This is a genomic window from Micromonospora sp. NPDC047738, assembly GCF_040642675.1.
GTDB lineage: Bacteria > Actinomycetota > Actinomycetes > Mycobacteriales > Micromonosporaceae > Micromonospora.
On sequence record NZ_JBEYSO010000031.1, the window covers coordinates 44,134 to 69,844 of the forward strand.

The 25,711-nt window shown below is 70.5% G+C and carries 20 protein-coding genes and 1 pseudogene; 8 read left to right on the forward strand and 13 right to left on the reverse strand.

Annotated elements, in window-relative coordinates:
- Nucleotide 1: 1 nt before the first annotated feature.
- The 9 genes from ABZ783_RS31315 to ABZ783_RS31355 form a co-directional block, all read right to left on the reverse strand.
- Nucleotides 2-226 (reverse strand): hypothetical protein, encoded by a 225-nt coding sequence (locus ABZ783_RS31315; protein ID WP_357444609.1) that lies wholly within the window; start codon nucleotides 224-226, stop codon nucleotides 2-4.
- Complete coding sequence (locus ABZ783_RS31320) at nucleotides 223-2,067, reverse strand: ATP-binding protein (protein ID WP_357444611.1); 1,845 nt, start codon at nucleotides 2,065-2,067, stop codon at nucleotides 223-225. Before ABZ783_RS31320 ends, ABZ783_RS31315 begins: the two co-directional genes overlap by 4 nt.
- Nucleotides 2,067-3,353 (reverse strand): DUF4255 domain-containing protein, encoded by a 1,287-nt coding sequence (locus tag ABZ783_RS31325; protein WP_357444614.1) that lies wholly within the window; start codon nucleotides 3,351-3,353, stop codon nucleotides 2,067-2,069. Before ABZ783_RS31325 ends, ABZ783_RS31320 begins: the two co-directional genes overlap by 1 nt.
- On the reverse strand, nucleotides 3,350-4,102 hold the full coding sequence (locus ABZ783_RS31330) for a hypothetical protein (RefSeq protein WP_357444617.1): 753 nt from the start codon (nucleotides 4,100-4,102) through the stop codon (nucleotides 3,350-3,352). The genes ABZ783_RS31325 and ABZ783_RS31330 overlap by 4 nt, the downstream gene beginning before the upstream one ends.
- Complete coding sequence (locus ABZ783_RS31335; RefSeq protein ID WP_357444620.1) at nucleotides 4,099-4,800, reverse strand: hypothetical protein; 702 nt, start codon at nucleotides 4,798-4,800, stop codon at nucleotides 4,099-4,101. The genes ABZ783_RS31330 and ABZ783_RS31335 overlap by 4 nt, the downstream gene beginning before the upstream one ends.
- The gene (locus ABZ783_RS31340) at nucleotides 4,797-5,315 is read right to left on the reverse strand and encodes a phage tail protein (RefSeq protein ID WP_357444622.1); all 519 of its coding nucleotides are present in this window, start codon (nucleotides 5,313-5,315) and stop codon (nucleotides 4,797-4,799) included. The genes ABZ783_RS31335 and ABZ783_RS31340 overlap by 4 nt, the downstream gene beginning before the upstream one ends.
- A gap of 12 nt (nucleotides 5,316-5,327) precedes the next feature.
- Entirely contained in the window at nucleotides 5,328-7,343 is a 2,016-nt protein-coding gene (locus ABZ783_RS31345) for a phage tail sheath C-terminal domain-containing protein (RefSeq protein WP_357444625.1), read from the reverse strand.
- A 510-nt stretch (nucleotides 7,344-7,853) separates the two neighbouring features.
- Complete coding sequence (locus ABZ783_RS31350) at nucleotides 7,854-8,486, reverse strand: HNH endonuclease family protein (RefSeq protein WP_357444628.1); 633 nt, start codon at nucleotides 8,484-8,486, stop codon at nucleotides 7,854-7,856.
- Nucleotides 8,487-8,883: 397 nt separating this feature from the next.
- Entirely contained in the window at nucleotides 8,884-9,060 is a 177-nt protein-coding gene (locus ABZ783_RS31355; protein WP_357444631.1) for a helix-turn-helix domain-containing protein, read from the reverse strand.
- A 62-nt stretch (nucleotides 9,061-9,122) separates the two neighbouring features.
- On the opposite strand from ABZ783_RS31355, the gene ABZ783_RS31360 reads away from it, so the two are divergent.
- On the forward strand, nucleotides 9,123-9,410 hold the full coding sequence (locus ABZ783_RS31360) for a hypothetical protein (protein WP_357444634.1): 288 nt from the start codon (nucleotides 9,123-9,125) through the stop codon (nucleotides 9,408-9,410).
- A 440-nt stretch (nucleotides 9,411-9,850) separates the two neighbouring features.
- On the opposite strand, the gene ABZ783_RS31365 is transcribed toward ABZ783_RS31360, so the two are convergent.
- The gene (locus tag ABZ783_RS31365; protein ID WP_357444637.1) at nucleotides 9,851-11,053 is read right to left on the reverse strand and encodes a low temperature requirement protein A; all 1,203 of its coding nucleotides are present in this window, start codon (nucleotides 11,051-11,053) and stop codon (nucleotides 9,851-9,853) included.
- A 510-nt stretch (nucleotides 11,054-11,563) separates the two neighbouring features.
- On the opposite strand from ABZ783_RS31365, the gene ABZ783_RS31370 reads away from it, so the two are divergent.
- The gene (locus tag ABZ783_RS31370; protein ID WP_357444640.1) at nucleotides 11,564-12,109 is read left to right on the forward strand and encodes a TlpA disulfide reductase family protein; all 546 of its coding nucleotides are present in this window, start codon (nucleotides 11,564-11,566) and stop codon (nucleotides 12,107-12,109) included.
- A gap of 268 nt (nucleotides 12,110-12,377) precedes the next feature.
- Here ABZ783_RS31370 and ABZ783_RS31375 read toward each other — a convergent pair whose 3' ends face one another.
- From ABZ783_RS31375 to ABZ783_RS31385, 3 genes and pseudogenes are all read right to left on the reverse strand, one after another.
- A complete protein-coding gene (locus tag ABZ783_RS31375) occupies nucleotides 12,378-13,064 on the reverse strand; it encodes a Type 1 glutamine amidotransferase-like domain-containing protein (RefSeq protein ID WP_357444643.1) in 687 nt (228 codons plus the stop codon).
- A gap of 711 nt (nucleotides 13,065-13,775) precedes the next feature.
- A pseudogene (locus tag ABZ783_RS31380) lies at nucleotides 13,776-14,072 on the reverse strand (LuxR C-terminal-related transcriptional regulator); the annotation flags it as partial.
- Nucleotides 14,073-14,228: 156 nt separating this feature from the next.
- A complete protein-coding gene (locus ABZ783_RS31385; protein WP_357444646.1) occupies nucleotides 14,229-16,205 on the reverse strand; it encodes a zinc ribbon domain-containing protein in 1,977 nt (658 codons plus the stop codon).
- A 489-nt stretch (nucleotides 16,206-16,694) separates the two neighbouring features.
- On the opposite strand from ABZ783_RS31385, the gene ABZ783_RS31390 reads away from it, so the two are divergent.
- The 6 genes from ABZ783_RS31390 to ABZ783_RS31415 form a co-directional block, all read left to right on the forward strand.
- Complete coding sequence (locus ABZ783_RS31390) at nucleotides 16,695-18,353, forward strand: ABC transporter substrate-binding protein (RefSeq protein WP_357444649.1); 1,659 nt, start codon at nucleotides 16,695-16,697, stop codon at nucleotides 18,351-18,353.
- A gap of 18 nt (nucleotides 18,354-18,371) precedes the next feature.
- Nucleotides 18,372-19,382, forward strand: coding sequence for an ABC transporter permease (locus ABZ783_RS31395; protein ID WP_357444652.1), 1,011 nt, complete (start codon nucleotides 18,372-18,374; stop codon nucleotides 19,380-19,382).
- Nucleotides 19,382-20,272 (forward strand): ABC transporter permease, encoded by an 891-nt coding sequence (locus tag ABZ783_RS31400; protein ID WP_357444655.1) that lies wholly within the window; start codon nucleotides 19,382-19,384, stop codon nucleotides 20,270-20,272. Before ABZ783_RS31395 ends, ABZ783_RS31400 begins: the two co-directional genes overlap by 1 nt.
- Before the next feature lie 2 nt (nucleotides 20,273-20,274).
- Complete coding sequence (locus ABZ783_RS31405) at nucleotides 20,275-22,305, forward strand: dipeptide ABC transporter ATP-binding protein (protein WP_357444664.1); 2,031 nt, start codon at nucleotides 20,275-20,277, stop codon at nucleotides 22,303-22,305.
- Nucleotides 22,302-24,353: a hydantoinase/oxoprolinase family protein gene (locus tag ABZ783_RS31410; RefSeq protein WP_357444658.1), complete on the forward strand. Its 2,052-nt coding sequence runs from the start codon at nucleotides 22,302-22,304 to the stop codon at nucleotides 24,351-24,353. The genes ABZ783_RS31405 and ABZ783_RS31410 overlap by 4 nt, the downstream gene beginning before the upstream one ends.
- Nucleotides 24,350-25,711, forward strand: a 1,362-nt coding sequence (locus ABZ783_RS31415) for a hydantoinase B/oxoprolinase family protein (RefSeq protein ID WP_357444661.1), incomplete at its 3' end; no start/stop codon positions are given. The genes ABZ783_RS31410 and ABZ783_RS31415, both read left to right, overlap by 4 nt.

Sequence of the window (25,711 nt, forward strand, 5' to 3'; positions counted from 1 at the left end):
GTCACGCGGACCGGCCCAGCTGCGCCCAGATTGCCTCCGCCAGGGCGGCCGGCAGGTCGGCCCCCGGCCGGGCCGGCAGCGGACCGGGTACCGGCGCGGCCTGCGGCAGACCACGCTCGGCGACCAGCCGGGCCAGCGCGGCGGACACCGCGGCGCCAAGCGCGGCGGGGTCGGGTGCCTCGACCCCGGTGAGGACGAGCTCGTGGACGTCAACCTCGATGGTCATGACCACAGCCCCGGGTCGGCGGGCCGGTCGTGTTTGGCGTACTCGGCGGCCACGGCGTCGAGCACGTGCCGCATCCGGACCGGGGCGTGCTCGCCGGTCGCGACGAGCGCCGCCCGCAGGGCGATGGTGTGGATGTCCCCGCCGGTGAGGTCCAGCTCGGCGAGGCGGTGCAGGTCGAGGTCCTCGGTGGCGACCTTCGGCGGGAAAGCACGCCGCCACAGGTCGGCCCGCTCGGCCGGGCCGGGGTGTCCGAAGGGGACGAGCACCCGCAGCCGGCGCAGGAACGCCGGGTCGATGGCGGTGCGCATGTTGGTGGTCAGCACCGCCACGCCCCGGTACTGCTCCATCCGTTGCAGCAGGTACGACACCTCGATGTTGGCGTACCGGTCGTGGCTGTCCCGCACCTCCGACCGCCGGCCGAACAGCGCGTCGGCCTCGTCGAAGAGCAGCACCGTGCCGCCCCGCTCGGCGGCGTCGAAGATCCGCCGCAGGTGCTTCTCCGTCTCGCCGATCCACTTGCTCACCACGGTGGCCAGGTCGACGCGGTGCAGGTCCAACCCGAGGGCCCCGGCGACCACCTCGGCGGCCAGCGTCTTGCCGGTGCCGCTCGGCCCCGCGAACAGCGCGGTGACCCCGAGCCCCCGCTCGGTACGGTGCCCGAAGCCCCGCTCGGTGAGCCGCGCCCGACCGGCCGCGGCGGCGGCCAGCTGACGCAGCTGGGCCAGGGCCGGGGCGGGCAGCACCAGGTCGTCCCAGCCGGCCCGGACGGTGATCCGCTCGGCCAGCCCGTCGAGGTCGCGGCGTACCCGTTCGCGGACCAGGTCCCGGGCGACCGCTACCGGCTCGACGGCCCGGCCGGCGGTGGGCCGGGCGGCGGCGAGGATTTCCCGGTGCCCCAGGTCGAACTCGCGGGCCAGCTCGGCGGCGGGGCGCCCGGAGCGGCCGGGCAGCAGGTCGCGCCACAGCGCACGCTGTTCCTCGCGCGTCGGCCGGTCCACCGTCGGCCCGGCGGTGACGCCATCGAGCGGGACGGCCCGCGGGGTGGAGACCACGACGTCGCCGATGATCCGCGCCACCAGGTGTTCCACGACGCTTGTCAGCTCGGGCGGCTCGTCGCCGGTCAGCTCGACGACCAGCACCGGGTCGGCGAGCACCACCTCCCGGTTCCACAGCCGGGCGAAGGCATCCCGGTCGGTGACCGCGCGCGGCAGGTCACCGGCCACCACCCGCAGAGCCGGCCGGTCCACCGTGGCGGCGGCCGCCGCGACCACGTCGGTCCGGTCGGCGTGGTCCGGGCCGAGGATCCGCAGCGGACGGCGTCCCAGCTGCCAGGCGGCGCAGAGGTCCGCCGCGGCCCGCCGACGGCCGGCGGGCAGGGTGGCCGGCGGCGCGGGCAGCGGTGCCAGGTACGGTCGCAGCCGCTCGTCGAGCCGCCCGGCGCCGTGCACCTCGTGCAGGATTCGTTCGTCGGGGCGGACCGGGGCGTGCGGCAGCGGCCCTTCGGCGACCTCGACCAGCCGGGCGGCGCGCAGCGGACGGTCGGCGGCCAGGGCGTCCCAGTGCCCGCCGGGCAGGGCGCGCAGGCACCAGGCGAAGGTGACCGGCCGGTCCAGCAGCCCCAGCTCCCCGGCGACCGCGGCGACCAGCACGTCCCGCTCGAAGTCGCTGAGCCCGAATCCGGCGGCGATCCGGTCCAGGTGGGGGTTGCCGGCGCGGGTGCCGGGCGCGGCTTCGCCCTTGAGCACCAGCCGGATCCGTTCGATCTCCGCGGCCAGCAGGTCGTCGTCGGGGGCGGCGACGGCCGGGCCGGGCCAGCGGACGGCGGGACGCGGCGCGGGCATCACACCACCACCGAAGGGCCGCTGTACCGGCCGGTGGGGTCGGTGGCCAGCGGGCTGTCCACCCCGTCCACCCGCAGCCGGGCCAGGTACGTCCCGGCCGGCAGGTCGCGGAAGCCGAACCGGATCCGGTCGGTGCTGTCGGCGCCCGCCGCGACCCCGTTGCCCGGCGGTGCTGGCAGGACCGTGCCGCCCTCCCCGGTCAGAGACAGGGTCACCTGCTGCGTCACCCCGACGCGGGGATCCACCGTGACGGTGACCGAGCCGGTACGCAGCGCCACTCCGTCCGTGGTGCGGCTGGAGTCGACCACCACGTCGCCGGGTGCCACGGTGATCGCCGGTTGGTAGACGACCGGCACGGCGTCCGAGCTGAGCACCGGCCGGGGCACGGGCGGGTCGCCCAGGTCCACGGAGTGGGTGACGACCAGCCCGCAGATGCCGGCCGGGACGGGCCGGTCGAAGGCCGCAAGCGGCACCCGCAGTTCGGTGGCGGACAGGGTGGACGGGCTGGCGGTGGCCGCTCCGATCCGTACCCGGGTGCTCGGGCCGGCCAGGTTGCGGCCGGTCACGACCAGGGTCGCGCCGGCGGTGACCGGGGTGCCGGTCGGGCCGTCCGCCCGTACCTGGTCGACCTCGGGGCCGCGGACGTCCACCGCCCCGGAGGCGACCGACCGCACCGGCAGGGGTTCCCGCGCCCCGCGCTTCGGGTCGATCAGCACCACCGAGACGTCGAAGAAGACGCTGGTCCGGTACGGCGCGCTGAACGCCGACCAGAGCCGGAAGCTCTCCTCGCCGCCCGGGCTGTTCGTCACGCTGATCCGCAGCTGCTCGACCTGGTCGGCGAGGCGGGAGTCGGCCACCGGCGCGGGCAGCGTCGGGTCCGGCGGCTCCGGCGCGAGCGAGCGACGGATCACCGCCCGGGTCAGCACCGGTGTCTCATGCAGCATCGCCAGCACATGGCCGAGGAGGATCTCACCGGTCAGCGGGTCATGGCCGTAGACGCTCGCCACGTAGTGCAGGTCCACGCCGAGCGGCGGCGCGGCGACGTCCTCGCCCGCGCTGCTGCGCGGCGGCGGCCCGAGATTGGCCCAGGTCGGGTTGCGGGTGACCCGGCTGAGGAAGAGGTTGACCTGGTTGGCCTCCTGGTTACCGACGGTCACCCGGTCCGGCGGGCCGGCGGAGACCGAGACTCCGCCGACGGCCGAGGAGGCGCCGGTGGCGCGCAGGTACGCCATCAACTGGCCGCGCAGCACGGCGGTGACGGCGGCAAGGGCGTACGCGGTGCTCATCGCGGCCCGCCCTGGGGATCACGCAGGTACGCCTCCAGCTCGGGGGCCGGCCCCGGCTCGACAACGGGGGCCGGCACGGCGGGCGTTGCCGGCCGTGGCGCGGCGGGCGCGGGACGCTGACCGGCGGCGAGCCGCACGTCGATCCGGCCGATGTGGACGTGCACAGTCGGGCGTTCCGCGGCCCGGGCCGCGGCCCGGGCCACCGGGACGGCGCGCGCCGGCACGGCGGGCGGTGCGGGGCGTATCACGGCCGCCGCGACCACCGGCGGCGCGGGGTGCGGCGCCGCAGCCGGGGTGGTGGGCCGGGACTCCGGTGCTGGCGGCGCGTCCTGGCGGGCCGCGGCCGTCGGCTGCGCACGGGGCGCCTGCTCGACCGTGCGCCGTTCCGTTTCCTGCCGAATCGGCGGTACGAGCACGGGCGGCGGTGTGCTGGCCATCGCGGGCGGCGCGGTGGCGGCGCCATCGGCCGGTGCCATCGGCTGGGCCCGATTGGCGGCCGGCGCGGCGGACACCGGCCGTGGCGCCGACACCGGTACGGCGGGCGGCGCCGGAGCCTCCACCCGCGGCGCGGCGGGTAGCGGCGGCGTGTCGGGCCGGGGCGGGACAGGGCTCTCCCGCTGCACGTCGTACGCCTCGAATCCGCCATCGGCCTCGGGCCGCTCCGGCTCGAACCGGCCCAGCACGCGGGGCCGCAGCCGTGGCGCGGTGCCGACGGCCAGCGCGGCCAGCGCGGCCAGGTAGCCGGTCACGGGACCAGCTCCAGGTACGCGGCGCGGCGGTGCGGGCCGAGACCCAGCACCTCCGCCTCCGACCAGCCATACGCGCAGGCGAGCCGGTGTACCTCGCCGAACAGCCGCCGGACCCGGGCGTCGGCAGCCTGCCACGCCCAGGCAGGCACGTCCAGCAGGGCCTCGGTCGCGGTACCACAGCCGGGGCAGGTCAGCACGACGCCGACCACCCCGAGCGGGTCGCGCGCGGCCATCGCGGCCGACACCTCCGGCAGCGCGCCGCAGGGGTCGGCCAGCGGCGGGTCAGCGGCGACCAGGCACGCCTCGAACAGCCACCGCTCGGCCGTCGCCGCGTCCCCCGTCCGGGCCGCTTCGGCCAGGTCGGCGGGGGTGGGCAGGCGCAGCGTCAACCGGTGTCCCCGCCAGTCCAGGGTGAACGACCCGGCGGCCGACTCGGGCGCGCCGGCCAGCAAGTCGGCTACGGTGAAGCCCACCTCGAGGCATTCCGGGCAGGCCGGGCAGTCCACGGTGGCCTCCACCCGGCCCCCGGCCCAGCCGCCGGCCGTCGCCAGCAGCAACGCCGCCACCTCGCCCACCGGGAGCCGGTCAGCGTCTTTTCGACCGAGCAGCGCGAGCGGACGCCGCGCCGCGGGCTGCCCGAGCGCGCGGTCCCACGCGGAGACCAACTCCACCTCGGTCAGCGGCGGCCGTGCCGTCACGAGCCGAGCCGCGGCTCGGCCGGCTCGGCGACCGCCTCGTCGCGCTCCCAGCCCTCGTTCTCCAGCTTGAGGTGCTCGATGGCCACCGCGTTGGCGTTGGCGTCCAGCTCCGGCAACGCCTGGTACTCCGACACCCAACAGCGGAACAACCGGTACGACTGAGCGACCTGCCCGGCCTCGTTGAGCAGCTCGATCGTGATGTCCTTGCGGAAGTCGGCCAAAGACACCTCCGAACCGAGCCCGGCGTGCAGCGACCAGATCTTGCCGGCCCACTGGGCGAACTCGGCGTCGTGGGTCAGCCCCCGCTCCAGGGTGACCGCCTCGAACTCCGTACGCCCCGGCGACTTGCGGCTGGTCGACGGGTCCCCGCCGTCGCGGTGCTTGACCACCTCAGTCGTCCGCTTCAGCGCGCTGACCTTGCTCACCCCGGCCACGTACCGGCCGTCCCACTTCACCCGGAACTTGAAGTTCTTGTACGGATCGAAGCGCGTCGGGTTGACCGCGAACTGCACCATGACTCACACCTCTCAGGACGGGCTCTGGCCAGCGAGCTGCTGGATCCGCACGATCACGAACTCAGCGGGTTTCAGCGGGGCGAACCCGACGACCACATTCACCACGCCGCGGTCTCGGTCATCGCTGGTGGTGGTCTCCGCGTCACACCGCACCAGGTACGCCTCGCGTGGGGTCCGCCCGGCGAACGCGCCCTTACGGAACAGGTCCTGCATGAACGACGTCAGGTTGAGCCGCAGCTGGGACCAGAGCGGCTCGTCGTTCGGCTCGAACACGGCCCATTGGGTCCCGCGGAAGACACTCTCCTCGATGTACAGCGCGAGCCGGCGTACCGGGGTGTACTTCCACTGGCTGGCCAGGACGTCAGCACCGGCGGTCGTCCGGGCACCCCAGTTGACCGTGCCGATCACCGGGAAGGTCCGCAGGCAGTTGAGCCCGAGCCGGTTGAGCACGCCGTTCTCGGCGTCGGTCAGCGGGTAGACCAGGCTGGTCACCCCGCGCAGCTGCGCCTCCGTACCCGCAGGAGCCTTCCACACGCCCCGCTCGGCGTCCTGGCGCGCATACAGGCCGGCGAGAGTGCCGCTCGGGGCGACCGTGCGCGGCTGAAAGCCGTCAGCTGGATCGGGGATCCGCAACCGGGGGAAGTGGGCCACCGCATTGGACCCCTTGACGCCGAGCTGGTTGATCCAGTCCAGCGCGCGGTCCGGGTCGTCCACTCCCGGTGGCGGATCGACCAGCAACACCGCTCGGCGTCGCTCGCAGAGCTCGTACGCGGCCGCCCAGACCGCCTCCGGGTCCAGGCCACTGTCGACGGAAGTCGGGTCGCCCTGCTTGGCGCGGGTCGCATCGGGGATGCAGAGCATGTTGAACAGGTCAGTCCTGAGCAGCGCGTAGATGCCGGAGTAGGCGGCCTCGGAACCGATCAGCGCCGCGGTGCCGGGCAGCGTCGTACCGTCCGTGCCGGAAACCACGTCGCCCTGGCCGAGCCGCTTGGCGCCGACCGGCGTGTATCGGCCCACGTTGGCCGTGCTGCCGCCCAGGCCGAGCAGGGCCGCGCCGTCGGCCACGTCACCGGCGGCAGTCACCCCCGCGATGGTGAAAGCCGCGTCCACGGCCGCCGGCGCCACCATCGGGTCGACGTCGCCGAGGATGCGCAACCCGCCGTCAGCGGTGGGCAGAACCCGAACCTGCAGCCCCGCAGCTCCGTCCGCGCCACCCAGCGCGGTGTTGATTTTCCGTTGCAGCAGCGCGGCCACGCCGGCGGGGGAGGACGGCAGCCGCTCGCCCTTCTCCAGCACCGTGACGGTCACCGGGCTGACCGCGGGAACGGTCTTGGTGGCGTCCGACGGGTCCGGCTTGGTGGGCCGATCCGGCTGCACAGTCAGCCGGTACTTCTTCGCCGCATCCACAGTGGGCGCGTTGATCGCTGTCCCGACCGTACCGCTGCCGGCCGGTCGGCCGGCGCCGCTCGCCCCGGCCCGGGCCCGGACAAGCGACGAGCCGCGGTCGGGGTCGTTGAGCAGGGTGACGGCATACGTGGCGCTGGTCGGGTCCGCGGAGAGACCGGTGAACCGCTCGGCCGTGCCGGTGGCGGCGTCGTAGACGCTCAGGTTGAACGACTTGGCATCGGGCGCGCCGTCATGGTCGACGTCGATCAGCAGATTGCTTCCCCACTGGCCGGTGCTGGCCGCGTCCAGCACCAGCGCCAACTTCGGGCTGGAGCCCACCTTGTCCAACAGGGTCACCGAGGCCGCGCGGGCGTCGGCGCGTGGCACTCGCACGACCAGAGCGGCCGAGCCCCCGTTGCCGAAGAACTGCCGCACCGCCAGGCTGAGTTCGGAGTCCCGATCGACGCCGCCGAACCGGCGCTCGAACTCGCCGAAGCTGTTCACCCGGACGGCGCGGTGCTCGGGCCCGGTGCGGGTGTATCCCACGAAGGCGGCCACCCCGGTCGCCACACCGATCACGGGACGGACACCGCTCGGGACTTCCTCAATGTAGACGCCGGGGTAGCTCGGAGTCACGGGCATGAGTACCTCGTCTCGGAGTGGAGGATCGGCCTGTGACACCCTCCGCCCGCACGCAGCCCGTCCTCTAGCGCACACCCGACTGCGGTGCGACGCGTACCCGACACACCCTGCCGGTGCGGTCACCTTCCAGCAAACGGTTGGCGGAGCGCCCATCACTGAAGAATGTCGGCCCCCACACCATCAGGCGGGTCCCGCCGACGACCGGCCGACACCGCCGCTCGATCACCCGATGCCGGTCGGTCCGCACGACTGGCTACGGCCTCTGCCGCGTGCACCACGCAGGCATCTGCGCGGATCTCCAGCAGGTCACCTGCCGTTGGCCGATCTGCTGGAAAGCGCCCTGATCATGACCGAATGTGCTAGCACCTCCGGGACCAGGCGAATTGTGCGTGTGTCGAACGGGCCCCAAGAGCGAGCGCTGCCTGGACCCCATCATCAGGCCGTCCGAGCGCTGCCGGGTGGCTACACACCCATGTCGGGTGCCCAGGATTTCGGACTCGAATCGAGCGGTCAGCAGGTGCTGAGCATCGAATTCAGGGCCGATTTCTCAGCGCTGTCGACCGAGAGACTGTAGTACCACTTGACCTGAATCCAGGCCTTGGCGTAGGTGCAGTGGAATGCCGTCCGTGGGGGCTTCCAGTCGGCCGGGTCCTTGTCGCTCTTGGACTGGTTGACGGTGTCGGTGACCGCCCACAGCTCGGGGCCGCCCAGGTCGTTGGCGTAGGTCTGGCGCTTCGAGGTGGTCCAGGCCCACGCCCCGGACCGCCAGGCCTCGGCGAGCGGAACCATGTGGTCGATGTCGATGCTCGAGGGGCTCGTGCGGGTCACCCCGTCGTACGGGCTGTACCAGGACCCGGAGATCGGATAGCAGCTGGAGTCGACGACGACGTTGGTGCCATCGCGCTTGAGGATCTCCTCACGGGTGTTGCACGTACCGGAGATCGTGATCCAGTGCGGAAACAGATCGCGGCTGTAGCTGGACTCGTGGGACTCTGCCGCGACGGTGAGCGAGTTGAGCCGACTCACCGCGGTGCTGTACGAGGGGATGTTGGGAGGTGTGGCATGGGCCGGTGTCGGGGCCAGGACGATGGTCAGGACGGCGGCGGCCACCGTGGCGAGGGCGGCCTTGCGTATGCGGGCCACTGGGGGACCTCCTGTCTGTCGCCGGCCACGGCCGGGTGGGGGAGCCCGGCTGACGGCGTGGCAGCGACAGATGAACTGTCTCAAAAATCGCCGTCGATGGACACATTCCTGTAGGAAGGCGACGTAAACGCCGCGTTAAGGCAAGGCCCCCGCGCGGGGCGACCAGGCCGAGGGGCGAGGCCAGCACGGCCACGCGACGTGTGGAGGGACAGTGACCACGTGAAGTGAAGGCAGCGACCCGCCGGTTTGGCACCGCAGGGCAGCACCGGCCCACGGCGAACGGCATGAGTTCACGACGGCACCGATTGGCCACATCGCCGGGCCTCAGTTCAAATCGGATCAGATCCTGCTTGTCTTTCAGGCGGAGAACACGGGGTACGAGACCTTGACGGCTGCATCAGGCAGAGCCACCGGCACCGGAGGCGTCGTGCCACCGGTACAGGTGTTCTGGGCGCCCCTGCGATCCGTACCGCAGGTTCAGTTCCAGTTTGCCGCTCTCGGCGAGGTCGGCCAGGTAGCGCTGGGCGGTCGTGCGCGAAATTCCGGTCGCTTCGGCGATCTCCACTGCTGTCATCGGGGATCCGGTCCCTGGGGCCGGGCCTGGTGTCGGGTGCCGCGGACACCGATCCGACCACGGTGGCGACGTTGGTCGTGGTCGGGGCGAGCACCATGCTCGGGCTGGCGTGGCTGACCCTGTTGATGATGCCGGCGCTGGTGGTGGTGCAGATCCTCGCCACCCGGGTGAGCGTGCTGTCCGGGCGCGATCTGCAACGGGCGGTGCGCGACGGCTACGGCCGCCTGGCGAGCAGCCTTCTCCGCTTGGGAACGGTCCAGCATCCCTGTACGAGTGGGGTTGAACCTTGGGCCCGGTGCCGTCCGCTCGAATTCGAACGTGCGGCCGTCATCCCTAGGCCGACGCGATGAGGATCATGGCCCGCTGAGATGGCCGGACGTACCGCGTAAACGCCACCTGTCCTCCGCCGGCTGGAGCACTCCGTCGCCAGACCGCGAAGCCGGTCTCGACAGCGTCGATCACGAACTCGTGGCTACCTCGGCGATGGTCGGACCGGTGAACGGGGCGGTCACGCGACGCATGAGCCGGATGCGGGTGCCGCGGGAGGCACCGGGCAGGTGCTGTTACCGCAGCCGGTTGATCTCCTCGGCGGTGGCCGGGGTGTTCCAGCGCGGTGCTGTGAGTCCACCGCTCGGCCGGCTCCCCGAACGCCACCGGGGATCGTTGCCGCACCATATTTGCAGCGGCGTCAGCACCGCCGCCTACTGGTTGGATTGACGAGCGGTGTACAACCTGCCTGTGTTGGCGTGCGCTGCTCAGGCGGGTGTAGCCGCCCTGTCATCTGTGATCTCTACATGCCTCGATACCGCCCGCCTGGCGGGGGTGGAGTCGGCTTGCTGGGGCGGAACCGCCAGGAGACGGTGTCCGAGGTGGCGATGATGAGGAGGATGACGACCGCGACCACGGCGATCAGGATCGGTGGCAGGAACGCGACCACGGGTGCCAGCGCGACGAGTACGACCAGTCCGATCACCCTGGACAGGGCGACGCGGCTGAAGGACAGGTAGTCGAGCCGGGCGCGGCCGGCCAGGTAGATCGCCGGCCCGCAGAGGATGACGGCGGACCAGACCAGGTTGGGCTTGGCGAACGGGTGGTTGATGATGATCTCGTCGCCGACCGAGCTGAGTACGATGCCGCCGGCCATGAGCAGATGGGCGTACGAGGCGGACCGGGCGAACACTGCCGGCCTGGCACTCGCGGCGATCACGGCCGGCAGGAGCAGGCCCGCCCGGTAGAAGTAGATCCGCCACAACAGCGCGGTGATGGCGAACGCCAGCACGAGGGCGATCACCCGATCCGGCTTGAAGCCGAACGCCGCGAACTGCCCGCCCGAGGCCAGGATCGCCTCGCCGAACGCGACGATCATGAACTGCTGGTAGCGTTCGGCGAGGTGCTCCGCGTTGACCACCTGGGTGGCGATCCGGGCCGGGCCGAGCCGGGGCAGCCGGAAATCCAGCTGGGTCATCGTGTAGCCGAGGGCAGCCGCGAACAGCCAGATCAACACCCGGACCGGGCCTGTGGTGAACGCGCCCACAATCCACAACACGCCCGAGAAGCAGGCCCAGATGAGCTGTTGCAGCGAGCCGATCGACACCTCCCGCCCGCGCAGCGCGACCGTGACGAAGAAGGCCCGGCCGATCTGGATGACGACGTAGGTGACAGCGAAGGCCAGGCCGTCCTTGCCGAACGCGGCGGGGACCGCGCCTGCCATGATCAGGGTGCCTAATGCGATCGGGACGATGACGAGCTGGATCGCCGGCTGGGCGGGGTTGAGGCGGTTCGTGGTCCAGGCGGTGAAGACCCAGACCCACCAGAATGCGGCGAGCAGGATCACGGTGTGCAGGGCGCCGAGCCAGGTGAGGTTGTGGAACAGAGTGTTCGACAGCCGGGTCAGCGCGAAGACGAAGATGACGTCGAAGAAGAGTTCGACGTAGGTGGCACGCTGCGGCTCGGCGTGATCCCGCAGCAGGTCCCTGGTGTTGCCGGCGGTCATCGCAAGCCCGTTCTGTCGGCTTCACGTTATATGCCATCAGTCGTACCATGCATGATGCAGGCCGGGGCACGCCTAGCTGCTTCGGTCGACTGGACGCTCCCCGCAGGGCGCGGGCGGGCGCGGGCGACCGGTCCCCCGTATTCACCTGCTCGCGACGCGAGGAAGATCTCTCGCTGGATAACTGCTGCCCGCGTGTGCCGGAGTGGCGATTGATAGCGAACCAGTAATACTGAAGAGGGTTAAAAGAAAGCCCCAAACCTTTTCTTTTCATATTCACCTATCTCCGCCCGCGACACCGAAGGAATCCGAGCCAAGCTCAAACGCCTCGTCGCCCGGCAAGTCCTCATCGAAGCCGAACCCGGCTTGTTCAGTCTCACCCGGCTTGTCGACGGCCCAGGGCCACGGTGCCAGGAAGCGTGTCGTCTATCGTGGCGGCGGGTGTGCCGACCCGGATGCCCTTCGATTAGACGAACAGGGGTGCTGGTGCGTCGTCGACACATGATCGCGGCGGTGGGCGCTGTCCTGACCACGGCAATCGCCGGCTGCGATCGAGCGAGCGGCGCGGACGCGACACCGGTCGGCGGCAAGGACAGGGGCGGTGCCATCGTTCCTCAGACCGTGTACCCCATGGAGAAGCGACCCGCCGGTCCGCAGCTAGCCGGCACGCTGCTCGACGACAGCGCCTTTGAACCGGCCACACTGACGGGCAAGGTGGTTGTGATCAACTTCTGGGCGTCGTGGTGTGCTCCATGCCGCGCAGAGTTCGACGACCTCGAAGCCGTATACCAGGCCAGCCGCGACACCGAGGTGACCTTCCTTGGCGTCAACACTCAGAACGGCAAGGACGCAGCCACATCCTTTGCGCACGGCCGGATTACCTTTCCTAGCCTGTTTGACCCTCCGGGCCGAGTCGCCCTTCAATTTCGCGAGGTTGGACTTGTCGGCCTACCCAACACCGTTGTCCTCGACCGTCAAGGACGTATCGCCACGGTGTTCCGCCGAGCCATCGTGAAATCGGAGCTGGAACCCGTCGTGGCACAACTCGCCGCCGAGTAGTCCGGACCCGCAGGCCTCCGCCGACTACGCAGCCTTCCGCAGGTCCTGCGCGCCGAGCACCCACACCTGGTCATCTGGTCATCCCTGTGGCCCAAGCGGCCGGATGCCCAGGTGCGTTTCGACCTGGAGTCCGATGGCTGGTTCTGTGGGCCAGTTCGGGTCCCACTTGTCGGGGTCTATGGGGCCCACGTCTCTTCGTCCGATTGCTGTGTTCGTGAGTTGTGGACCCGCCTTGTGTAGGGCTGGCTCGGCTGAAGGGACGTCTCGGTCAGGGGTTGATCAGTCTCCAGTCGCCTTCGGAGATGACGTCAACGATGCCATCGACCACCTTGATTGCGGTGTTGTCGTCGATGGCGTAAGTCGGGACCGGGATTCCGGACGCCCACTTCTGGATGTTGGACAGCTCGGCGTCCTCCATGTCCGGATGATTGAGGTGGGGGTACAGCGTGAAATCCACCAGCCCCAGCGCCCGGTCGGCGCCCTGCGCCATGTCGCTGCCGTCCGGGACGAATCCGAGGTCGAATTCGGCGTCGCAGTTGTACGGGGTAACCGCAATGCTCCCGGCGCTGACCCCCACATAAACCGTGTCACTCAGCGACGGCAGGAGGTCAGCCAGGCCCGACTGGCGCAGCCAGTAGGTCAGGTACAGCACGTCGCCGCCCCAGACGAGGAGGGCATCGGCCTCCCGGACTGCCGGGACCCAGTTCTCTTCTCGAATGGTCGGCAGCGCGGTGAGCTCCAACAGCCCCAGGGATTTCCAACCCAGCTGGGACAGCGGGATGGGAGCCTGGCCGTGAATCGCCTTCCACGCCCTCTCACCCCCGCCGGAGAAGGGGTAGACACCGGTGGGGATGAACAGGGCCGTGGACTCGGCGATCGGCTTGCCCAGCAGGTCGACGAGCGCGTCGGAGATGCTCGGGTTACAGATGCCCGACGACGTGAGAAGGAACTTCATCAAAATCCGCTCTCCCGAAGCCACCGCATGACGGCGATCATGTTGCCCATTAGAACCAGCGTCCCGGCTTGCTAACCCGAGCGACACATCGCTGGATCATCCGCTGGCGGCCGTCCAACCGTCAACTGCCTCCGCCCGCACGACGACAGGTCCGATGCCACGCCCTTACCTGCGTTTTGTTCGCCAGTTCGGGTCCCACCTTCCGGGTTGTCTCGATCGCATGGCCATCGCCTGGCTGTCTCCAACCATCCAGAACTACCTCACTGGCGAACGGCCCAACCCTCATTAACTGCAGTTTTGGAGTTTCGTAGATCGACTCCGACACGCGGTTGGTCGAGGTAGTGGCCCTGCGGGCAGATAGCATGAAGGTCCGCATGAACGCGGGCAGCCGATCGTCGCCTGTGGGGTTTCAAAACTCGGTTATGTGCGCTGAGCTGGTCTTTTTGTGCGGCTCGTTCGTACTCGTAGATCAGCCCGCCGAGAACCGGCCGGCGTTTGACCCTCGTGAGCAAGGTCGGCGGCAGGACGGTCGGAGCGCGGAGGCTGCAGCTGCAGCGCCCGATGCGGACGGCGCTGCTGCGGACGACGCCGACAGGTCTGAGGCGTCACGCACGTCGTTCCGGCGCAGGATCGGCCCGACCGGGACACTGCCCGGAATCTGCTCAGCCGTGCTGGTGATTGGTGGGACCGCAGCGCAGCTCCGGTTCCGTTGGGGCTGACCAGTCCGGTTTCATAGGCGACGACGACGGCCTGGACGCGGTCGCGCAGGGCGAGGATGCGGGCGACGTGGGTTTTGACGGTCGCCTCGGACAGGTGGAGGTGGCCGGCGAGTTCGGCGTTGCTCAGGCCGTGGGCCAGCAGGCGCAGCACCTCGAGTTCCCGTGGTGTCAGCGTGGCCAGGTCGCGGTGGATCGTGGCCGTGTCCGGGTCACGGCGGGCGAACCGTTCGACGAGGCGGCGGGTAATGGCCGGCGCCAGCAGCGCGTCGCCGGTGCGGACCATCCGGACGGGGGCGACCGGGCGGCTTGCGTGACGGTCAAGGGGCGAATCTGTAAATCCCGGATACGGACGACGGCCCACCGCAGACGCCGGCGGTCGGGAACACGGGGAGCCGTCCCGCTCGAGCTACTACTAGGCGGTCGGCCGTCACGGCAGCGTCCCTGATCAGCTTGGCGATCCTGAGTCGGATGGGGTTTCCGGGATCGTTTCCCACCGTGGTGGAGATGCGTGGGCGTGGAGATGGAATCCCGCGCCCAGTGCGGCTCCTCGGGGCCGGTGGCCGGTGGTGGTGGGTGTGCTGATCGTGTTCACGCTCTGGTGTCGGTGGGCTGCGCGGGGCAGCTTCCGGTCCGTTGGTGCGTGTCCCTCCGGACGCTTGCCCGCCCGGCCGTTGGGCCGGGTGGGGGAGGGTGCCCTGCGTCGCCTGGGCGCGGGGCGTGAGGTGCGGGGCCGGGTGGGGCCGGTCTTCGACCGGTCCCTCCGACTGGTCTTGGAGGTGCTTGGGGTGATGACGGCTGCGGCTTCGAGTTCGTCGACGACCGTGCGGATCACCATGGCGCCGGTGGTCTTGTCGGTGACGGTTTTGGCTTGGTGGGTGAGTCCGCGGGCGGCGATACGCCGCCAGGCGCCGTGGTCACGATCGCCCTGCCAACCGCACCCGATGTTGGGGCAGATGGCCCACTTCCATCCCGGTGTGGTGGGCCGGTCGGGGGCTTTACGGTGCTGTAGCGGGGTCAAACATTGGGGGCAGTGTTTGGAGGTGTTGCGGGCGGGGACGGTGACCACGGCGATGCCGTGCTCGGCGGCGAGGTGCCGGATCCGGTCGCTGATTTGTCCGCGGACCTGCTGGGACAGGCGCGTGTTCAGGCTGTGCCCCATGCCCTTGGCTTCCATCGACCGCAGGTCTTCCAGATAGATCACCGTCGCCCGGGCGGCGATCGCCTGGTCGACCGTCCAGCGGGCGGCAGCCCAGGCGAGCGCGGTATTCAGGTTTTGGCGGCGGGCGGACAGGTGGCGGATCTCGCCGGCCAGCACCTTCTGTTTCGCGCTCAGCTGCTCGTCGGGGCGGCCGCCGATGAGCCGCTGGTAGGTGTCGGCCTTGGCGTGCAGCCGCTCACTGTGGCGGCGCAGGCGGTGCTGCTTGGCCAGGATACCGGCGGCGCGGAACTGTCCACCGGCCCCCAACGCCGTGATCCGGCCATCCTGTCCCAGTCGTAGGGCACCGGCGCTGAGGAGGGTGTTGAGGCCCCAATCCACACCGACCGCCACCGTGTGACCGGTGCGCGCGGCTTTCGGCACGGCGTGCGTGTATGCCATGTCGGCACGGACCTTGCCGTCGGTGAGGCGGAGGGTGGGCAGGTGCAGCACCGCCGAGGCAGGAACCGTGGACGGCAACGTGATCGGACAGGCCACCCACGTCCAGTCCCGATACGTCTGCGGATCCGGACGGGTGGGCAACTGCAACCGCAGCAGCGCCCTGCCCGGGTCGGTATCGCAGCGCTCGATCGTGGCCTGCTGGCGGTCACACGCGGCCAGCAACAACATCCGCGGAATCTGCGGGACGCCTTCGAGTTCGAACACATCCACCGGCAGCCGGCCGTTGACCTTGGCAAACGTGACGACCTGCCGGGTCCGGGACTTGATAACGCTGGACGGCAGATGCTGCCCGCCCGGAATCGCCTGACGGACCTGGTCCCACTCGGCGGGGGTGCGCTTGCGCGGATCGGCCGGCCACGTCGCCAGGACCCCGGCGGTCACCTCGGCGCGCCACTTCACCGAACGCAGCGCACGCCCCGCCTGCTCCTGCGCCATCCGCACGACCCGATCATTGACCCGCACACCCCCAGGCGCGGTCACCGCCCAGCCCAGACGTCGCAGCGCCATCCACGCGTTCGACGGCAACCGCCGCCCACCCGCATCCAGCCCGGCCGCCAGCACCTGCACATCCACGCTGTTCCAATGCGCGCCGATCAGCGCGGCCACCATGCCCGCCACCAGATCGGCACACCAACCGACCCGTTGCGCCAGCACCGCCGGAGACAGCACCTCGCCGGTTGCCTCGTCCACGCCGGCGCGCAACACCGCGCGGGCGCACGCCGTCCGGGCCGTCTCGCCTTCGCCCAGCCGCAGCTTCCCGCTCACCGGCTCAACAACCCACCATCGATCGCGCAGAACCAACGCTCACGGCCGACCCACGTCACCAGAATCCTCCCCGAACCAACCCAACCACCAAACATCACGGAGTGAACACCGACAGACGTGTTGTGGTCCGCGAGAATCGAAGAAGATCCACACGACCAATCTACGATCACTGACGATTCATAATCAAATCGGTCAGCCTCGCGGGCTGGGCGCTCGCCGACCACATGCGCACCGACATGGTCATCGCACCAGTCCAAGATCGTCCGGCGCCGGCGTTTCGACAGCCTGAACATTGGTTGTAGCAGGCCTGTCAACTCATGTGAACCTCTGTCTCGCAGGTCATTGGCTGTTCGGGAGGCCTGCGCCGTTCGTTGCGAGGGTTGTTCAGTGAACACCGTTCAGACTCTTGTTCACTGCCACTTAATCCGGTAGAACACGAGTGGGTCCGCTGCGCGGACCATCTGCCTCGTGGTTCTAGGAGGACTACTCATGGCTCGTTCAGATCGCGCGGACAGCACCTCCTCGCCCGCCCTCTCTCGCCGCGGGGTCCTGCAGTTGGGCGGCAGTGTCGCGCTTCTGCTCGCGACGGGGGCCTGCGCGGCGAACAGCGGGTCGAAGCCCAAGAGCGGTGCGTCGGGCGGCCCCACCGCCAAGACGTTGCGCATCGCGGTCTCGAGTTACCTGTCGAGCTGGGACCAGGACTTCGTCGGCTTCGACCTGACCGCGCTGATGCTCTACAAGAACGTCTTCCCGTACATGATCGACTATGGCGTCACGAACGCGGGAGACAGCCAGATCCTCGACACCCAGAACATCGGCCCGGCGTTCGCCGAGTCGTTCGAGCCGGACGCCGCGAAGAAGGTTTGGACGCTCAAGCTGCGCCGTGGGGTCAAGTTCGCCAGCGGCAACGAGATGACCGCCGCCGACGTGAAGTGGTCCAAGGACCGTGCCTTCGCCGCTCAGGCGAACGTGGCCGGCATCTACCGCACCATCGGGCTGACCAGCCCGGACCAGGTCAAGGTCGTCGACGACTACACGGTGGAGTTCCACCAGGCATTCCCCAGCGCGCTGACCCGGCAGATCCAGGCGATCTCGCTGTACGTCTTCGACTCGGTGGAGGCCAAGAAGCACACCAGCGCCAGCGATCCCTGGGCCAAGGAGTGGTTCGCCAAGAACGCGCCCACCGGCGGGTACTTCAACGTTACGAAGGCCACCCAGGGCCAGGAGATCGAACTGTCGGCGAACACCGGCTACCCGGGGCCCGACCCGGCCAAGACGCCCACCATCCGTATCTCGGTGGTACCCGCCGCCGCGAACCAGCGGCTGCAACTGCAGGCCGGTGACATCGACATCGCCCTCGGCATCAGCCAGCGCGACATCCAGGACCTCAAGAAGGCCCCGGGAATCAAGGTCATCTCGGCGGCGAGCAACCGCCAGGTGGCGATCCAGATGTCCGTCACCGCGGCACCGTTCAACGACGTGAACGTCCGCAAGGCCCTCGCGTACGCGGTGCCGTACGAGCAGATCATCAGCAACGTCTACGGCGGGGACGCCCGCCCGGCCAAGAGCCCCGTGCCGCTGGACATGCCCGGGTACGACGCGAGCGGCTACCCGTTCACGCACAACCTCGACCAGGCCAAGGCTGCCATGGCTGCGGCCGGCAAGAACACGATCGACTCGGAACTGGTCTTCGAGGCCGACAACGACGAACAGCAGAAGATCGCCGTCCAGGTGCAGAGCGAGGCGGCGAAGGTCGGCATCAACCTCAAGCTGACCCCGCTGGACCCGGCCACCCTCGGCGAGCGGCGGACCAAGAAGAACATCCCGGTGCAGCTCACCTCCGGCCAGCTCTGGGTGAACGACGTGGAGTACATGCTCGCCACGAGCTTCGTCAACGGCGCGAACCTCAACTACTCCAACTACAGCAATCCCGAGATCGAGAAGATCTACGAGCAGTCGCACACCACCGTGGACGAATCGGCGCGCAACCAGTTGTGGAAGCAGGTCCAGCAGATTCTCGCCGCGGACGTGCCCTGGGTGGTCATCTGCCAACCCAACTTTAACCTGCCGGTACGGGACACCGTCGCCGGCTGGGTGCAGCCCATGGACGGCCTCGCCCGCCTGCGCTACCTGACCGCGTCGGCCTAGGCACCGCCGGGCATCCGAATGCGCATCCTCCGGTTTGTCGTCAGACGACTGCTCCAGCTCATCCCGGTGCTGCTCGGGGTGGTCGTCCTGACCTTCCTCCTGGTTCGGGTACTGCCCGGCGACCCGGTGCGGACCATCCTCGGGCAGAACGCCACCGAGGCGGACGCCGCCGCGGCCCGCGCACGGTTCGGACTGGACCAGCCGTTGTGGCGGCAGTTCCTCCACTACCTCCGAGGACTGGTCACGGGAGACTTCGGCACCTCCATCCAGAGCGGCGGCTCGGTCGGCGCGGAAATGGCCCTGCGGGTGGGACCCACGCTGGAGCTGGTCGTCATCGCGGTGACCATCGCGCTGGTGGCCGCCACCGTGCTCGGTGTCTGGTCGGCCCGGCGCGCCAACCGGCCCGGCGACCACGGCATCCGGGTGCTCGCCCTGGTCGGCAACTCCGTCCCCGACTTTTGGCTCGGACTGGTGCTCGTGCTGGTCGGCTACAGCGTGCTGGGCTGGTTTCCGGCACCGAGCGGGCGGGTCGATCCGGACACCAACCTGACCCCGCTGACCGGCGCCGACCTGATCGACGCCGTGCTCACCGGGAACGGGCCGGCGATCGCCTCCGCCGCGGCGTACCTGGTGCTGCCGGTGTTGACCCTGGTCGTCGGGGTGGTCGCGCCGTTGCTGCGCAGCGTGCGCGCCTCCGCGCTGGAGGTGCTGCGCTCGGAGCCGTACGCCGCGGCCGAGGCGCACGGCCTACCACGGCGGACCCTGCTCTACGGCTACCTGCTGCGAGCGACCCTGGTCCGGCTGCCGTCGCTGGCCGCGCTGGTCTTCGGCACCGCCATCGGTTCCACGGTGCTCGTCGAGTACGTCTACTCCTGGCAGGGCTTCGGCCAGTGGGCGCTGCGCGGTCTGCTCTACCGCGACTATCCGGTGGTGCAGGCCTCCGTGCTGATGATCGCGCTGTGCTACGTGGTGGTGTTCCTCGTCGCCGACGTGGTGCACGCGATTCTCGACCCGAGAGTGAGGATCTGATGGCCGACCTGCGCACGGCGGGCCCGGCCGGTGCCACGGACCAGGGCGTGGCCGCCGACGCCGGCGGCGCCCGCGACGGCCGTTTCGCCCGCGTCCTGATTACCACCGGCGCTGCCATCCTGACGGTGGTCGTGGTGGCTGCGGTGTTCGCCCCGCTGCTCAGCTCCTGGGGCGAGACCGCGATCGACCCGGCCAGCACGCTGGCCGCGCCAGGCGGCGGCCACTTGCTCGGCACCGACGGCAACGGCATGGACATCTGGAGCCGCGTGCTGTACGCCGCCCGGCTGGACCTGGGCATCGCGGTGGCCGCCGTCGCGCTCGCGGTGGTGGCCGGCACGCTGCTCGGTCTGGTCGCCGGCTACCGCGGTGGCTGGCTTGACGACGTGCTCATGCGCGTCGTCGACATCTTCCAGGCGTTTCCCACCTTCATCCTCGCGTTGGCGGTGGCCGCCCTGCTCGGCAACGGCACGCTCAACCTGGTCCTCACCATCGCGGCCGTGAACGCTCCGGCCTACGCCCGTCTGGTCCGCGCCGAGGTGCGTACGCTGCGCGAGCTGCCCTTCGTGGACGCCGCCGTGACCTCAGGGGCGTCGACGGCCGGCATCCTGTGGCGTCACCTGCTGCCCAACAGCCTCACCCCGGTGCGGGTGATCGCCCCGCTCAACTGCGGCTGGGCGATGCTCACCCTGGCCGGGCTCTCCTTCCTCGGTCTGGGCGTGAGCATTCCCGCCGCCGAGTGGGGCGCCATGATCAGCCTGGGTGCCGCGGACGTGGTCGGCGGTCGGTGGTGGACCTCCGTCCCGCCCGGCCTGGCCCTGCTCGTCTGCGTCCTGGGGTTCAGCCTGCTCGGCGAAGGCCTGCAGGAACGCGCTGACGCGAAGCGGCGGTGACCATGCTGTCGATCGAGAACCTCTCCGTCGTGATCCGCCGGCCCGGCCGCCAGGTGGCCGCGCTCAACGACATCACCTTCGCCGTACGTCCCGGCGAGGTCGTCGGCCTGGTGGGGGAGAGCGGCGGTGGCAAGAGCATGGTGGCCCGCGCCATCGTCGGTCTGCTTCCCGACGGTTCACACGCCACCGGGCGAGTCGTCTTCGACGACGCGGACGTGCTGGGAATGGACGAGGTCGCGCTTGCCGCCCACCGCGGCCGGGGCGTGGCGATCTGTTTCCAGAACCCGCGCGGGGCGCTCAGCCCGACCCGCACCGTCGGCCGGCAGCTCGTCGACCGGCTCGTCACCCATCAGAACATGCCTGTTGATCGGGCCCGCGAAGCGGCCCGGGAACTGTTCGAGGCGGTCGGCATCCGCAGCCCGCAGCGGCGGCTCGACGCCTACCCCCACGAGTTGTCCGGCGGTATGGCCCAGCGGGTGATGATTTCGCTGGCCGCCGGCTGCGCCCCCGGCCTGCTGATCGCCGACGAGCCGACCACCGGCCTCGACGTGACGCTGACTCGGGAGATCCTGCGGCAGTTCCGGCACGCCGCGGGCACCGACGGCCGGGGCGTGTTGCTCATCTCCCACGACCTGGCCTCCATCGCCGAGGTCTGCGACCGGGTGGTGGTGCTCTACGCCGGAACGGTGGTGGAGAGCGGACCGGCCGCCCAGGTGCTGCGCGAACCGGCGCACCCGTACACCCGCGCCTTGCTGCGTTCGGTGCCCGACGTCGGCGGCCGACCGGTCGTCGCCACCGCCGGCGCCATGCCCCTGCTGACCCGCGCACCGCAGAATTGCCCGTTCGTCGCCCGTTGCGGGCACGCCGACGACACCTGTGCCGCCCGGCGTCCCACCACCGAGCCGCTCGCCGGCGGCCCGGATGGCTGGTCGCTGGCCTGCTTTCACCCGCAGGCCGGGCCGATCGGCGCGGAGCCCGAGCCCGTCCGGGCGATCCCGGCTGCCGATTCCGCGGTGGGCCCGGAGGCGAAGTCGACCGTGTTGGAGATCGACGACGCGCACGTGGTCTACCGCAGCCGGTTCGGGTCCGGCGGGCATCACGCGTTGCGCGGGGTGAGCCTGCGGGTTGCGGCCGGCGAAACCCTCGGCGTGGTGGGCGAGAGCGGCTGCGGCAAGAGCACCCTCGCCAAGCTCGTCATGGGTTTGGTCTCGCCCACATCCGGCGCCGTCACCGTCGCCGGGCACAGCCTGGTCAGACAGCCCGGTCGGGCCCACCTGCGCGGGCGGGCGCTACGGCAGGCGCGGACGCGGGCCCAACTCGTGTTCCAGGACCCGATCGGCTCGCTCAGCCCACGCCGCATGGTCGCGGACTCGATCGCGGAGCCCCTGCGAGCCGCCGGCCTCTCCGCCGCGGAGCGGGCCGCCCGGGTCGCCGCGGTACTGGACCGGATGGAACTCGACCGCTCGATCCTGCAGCGATATCCGCACGAGCTGTCCGGCGGTCAGGCACAGCGGGTCGGGATCGCCCGGGCGCTGGTCGGTGAGCCGGACCTGATCGTCTTCGACGAGCCGACCTCGGCCCTCGACGTCACCGTGCAGGCGCAGATCCTCACGGTGATCAGCGAGGTGACCGCCGACAAGGACCGCGCCGCGGTGTTCATCTCCCACGACCTGGCCACGGTGCGCGGATTCGCCGACCGGGTCGTGGTGCTCTACCTCGGGCGCATCGTGGAGGAGGGGCCGGTCGACGTGGTCTTCGACCACCCCCGGCACCCGTACACCAGGGCGCTGCTGGCCAGCGCACCCCGCCTGGGCGGCGGCACCGGGGCCGGCGGCGACGCGGTGGAGCTGGTCAAGGACCTCGAGGAGGCCGACGCGACAACCGGGTGCCCGCTCGCCGCCAGGTGTCCGTTCGTCACCGACACCTGCCGCACGCAGCAGCAACACCTTCAGCCGTATGGCGCAAGCCGGGCCGCCTGCTGGCGGGTGCCGGAGCTTGCCGCCCTGACCGGAAAGCAGGCCACCACCCCATGACAAGTCGCCCCATCCGGCTGGCCGTCGACATCGGTGGCACGTTCGTCGACGCCATGGAACTCGATACCCGCACGAACCGGGTCCGCTTCCGTAAGGCGTCCACCACCCCGTCCCGGCCGGCCGATGGCGTGCTCGCCGCGATCGCCGCGCTCGGCACCGATCTGTCCGAGGTGGAGCTGTTCATCCACGGCACCACCCTCGGGCTGAACGCGGTGCTGGAACGGCGCGGCGGTCGCACTGGCATCATCACCAACGAGGGGTTTCGCGACATCTTCCTCATCGGCCGGGGCAACGTGCCCGCCGACCACATGTACGACTTCCAGTACGAGCGGCCGGAGAGCCTGGTCCAGCGCCGCTTCACCGCCGGCGTGCGGGGCCGGCTCGACTACCGGGGCCGGGTGGTGGAGGACCTGGACCCGGACAGCGTCCGCGCCGCCGCCCGCGCCCTCGTCGTGGACCAGCAGGTCACCTCGATCGCCATCTGTTTCCTGCACTCCTTCCTCGACCCGAGCCACGAGCGGGAGGCCGCGCGGCTGATCCGGGAGGAGTTCCCCGACGTCAGCCTCTCGCTGTCGACCGACATCGTGCGCGAGTACCGCGAGTACGAGCGGACCAGCACGACGGTGCTGGAGGCGTACATCCGGCCGATCTTCGAGCGGTATGTCGACGAGCTGGAAGCCGGACTGGCCGAGCGGGGGTTCGGCGGCCGGTTCCTGATCATGCGCTCCGGCGGTGGTTCGATGACCAGCGCGGTGGCGAAGACCTCGCCCACCCACACCGTGCTGTCGGGTCCGGCCGGCGGCATCGTGGGCGCCGCCTACCTGGCGGCCGAGTTGGGTCGCGACAACATGCTCACCTTCGACATCGGCGGGACCTCGCTGGACGCCTGCGTCATCGAGCGCGGCAACCCGGTTGCCGCGTACCAGGCCCAGCTGGAGCACTTCCCGCTGCTGATCCCCACATACGACATCCGCACCATCGGCGCCGGCGGCGGGTCGATCGCCTGGCTGGACCGAGGTCTGCTCAAGGTCGGCCCGCAGAGCGCCGGGGCCGATCCGGGGCCGGTCTGCTACGGCCGAGGCGGCACGGAACCGACCGTCACCGACGCGGCGGTCGTGCTCGGCTACGTCGACCCCGACCGTTTCCTCGCCGGCACGATGGGGCTGCAGGACGCGGCGGCGCGCGCGGCGATCCAGGAGCAGTTGGCCGGGCCGCTCGGCCTGAGCGTGGAGGGCGCCGCGGCCGGGGTCTTCGACGTGCTGCTGGCCCGGACGGTCGGCGCGGTCCGGCAGATCACCGTCGAGCGGGGCCACGACCCGCGGCAGTTCTCCCTGCTCGCCTTCGGCGGGGCGGGGCCGCTGCTGGCGCCGCTGCTGGCCCGCGAGATGGGCATCGGTGAGGTGATCGTGCCCTTCGCGCCGTCCGGGTTCTCTGCATGGGGCATGCTGTCTGCGGACATCGTCAACGACTTCAGCCGTACCGTGATGACCATTCTGGACGACGCGGACCTGGCCACGCTGGAGCAGGTCTTCAAGGCGGTCGAGGCCGAAGCGGTGGCGTCGCTGGTGGCGCAGGGCGTGCCGGCGGACCAGGCCGTGCTGGAGCGGCAGTTCGAGCTGCGCTACCTGGGCCAGGAGCACAGCCTGATGGTCACGGTCGGTGGCGGGCTGGACCGCGACGCGGTCCGGACCGCCTTCGACGCCCTGCATCGCGGCCGGTACGGCCACACGATGGGCAACCCGCTGCAGATCCTCAACCTCCGGGTGCGCGGCATCGGCCGGACCGCCCGGCCGGAGCTCGGCACCCGTCCGCGTGGCGACGGTGACCCGGCGCAGGCGTTGCTGGCCCACCGCGACGCCTACGACTTCGGGCAGCGCGCGGTCGTGCCGTTCGCGGTGTACGACCGGGCCGCGTTGGAGCCGGGCGACACGTTCGACGGGCCGGCGCTGGTTGACGAGGGCACCTCCACCACCGTGGTGCCCAGCGGTCAGCGGGTCACCGTCGACGACCACGGATACCTGCTCGTGACCCTGGAGGCAGCCGCATGACCACGTTGGACGGTGCCCAGGTCGAGGTCGTCCGCAGCTACCTGCTCTCGGCGGCGGAGGAGATGCGGGCCACTCTCATCCGTACCTCGTTCAACCCGGTCATCTACGAGGTGCACGACTTCGGCCTGTCGATCTACGACACCGACCTGCGGCTGGTCGCCGAGGCCACCGGGCTGACGTTCTTCCTCGGCGCCAACGACTACTCCCTGCGCAAGGGCGTGGAGTACGTGGGCCGGGAGAACCTGCACCGCGGCGACGTGGTGCTGCTGAACTACCCGTACTGGAACGCCGCGCACGCCTACGACGCGACGCTGTTCGCGCCGGTCTTTCGCCCGGACCCGTCCGACGTCGACGCCGACGGCGACCTGCTCGGTTTTCTCTGCGTGCGGGCGCACTGGATGGATCTGGGCGCCAAGGACCCGGGCTACGTGCTCGACTCCACCGACATGCACCAGGAAGGCCTGATCTTCCCGGGTACCAAGGTCGTCTCGCGCGGCGAGCCGGTGCACGAGCTCCACGAGCTGATCCGCTTCAACTCGCGGATGCCCGACGCGGTGCTCGGTGACCTGCACGCGCAGATCGCCGCGCTGCGTACGGGCGAACGCCGGCTGCTGGAGATCGTCGAGAAGTTCGGGCGCACGACGGTGGACTCGGCCATCGACCGCATCATCGCCGACGGCGAGGCCCGGACCCGCACCGCGCTGGCGGCCCTGCCGCAGGGCACCTGGACCGCGGAGGACTGGCTGGACGACGACGGCATCACCGACGACCCGGTGAAGATGCGGGTCACCGTCACCGTCGCCGAGGGCCGGTTCGTGGTGGACTTCGCCGGCTCGGCGCCGGCCACCCGCGGCCCGATCAACATGCCGTTCGGTGCGACCGAGGCGATCTGCAAGGTCATCCTCAAGTCGCTGACCTCACCCGACGACCCGTCGAACGCCGGCACGGTCGCGCCGCTGGAGGTGCGGGCCGAGCCGGGCACCTTGTTCCACGCGGTCTATCCGCAGCCCACCTTTACGCTCTGGACGGGCATCGTCGCCGTGGAGCTGATCCTCAAGGCCCTCGCGCAGGGGATGCCGGAGCGGTTGCCGGCCTCCAGCGGTGGTGACGTGCCGGGGTTCATGATGGTGGGTCTGCACCCGGACACCGGTCAGATGTTCGCGGTCAGCAACAACGACCTGGTCGGCTGGGGCGGCGCACCGCACCACGACGGGATGGACGCCGCCACCCACGTCTCCGGCAGCACCGGCCGGGGCACCCCAATCGAGGTGCTGGAGGCCAGGACGGGGATGTTCTTCGAGCGGGTGGAGATTCGTACGGATTCGGGTGGCGCGGGCCGGTTCCGTGGTGGTTGTGGG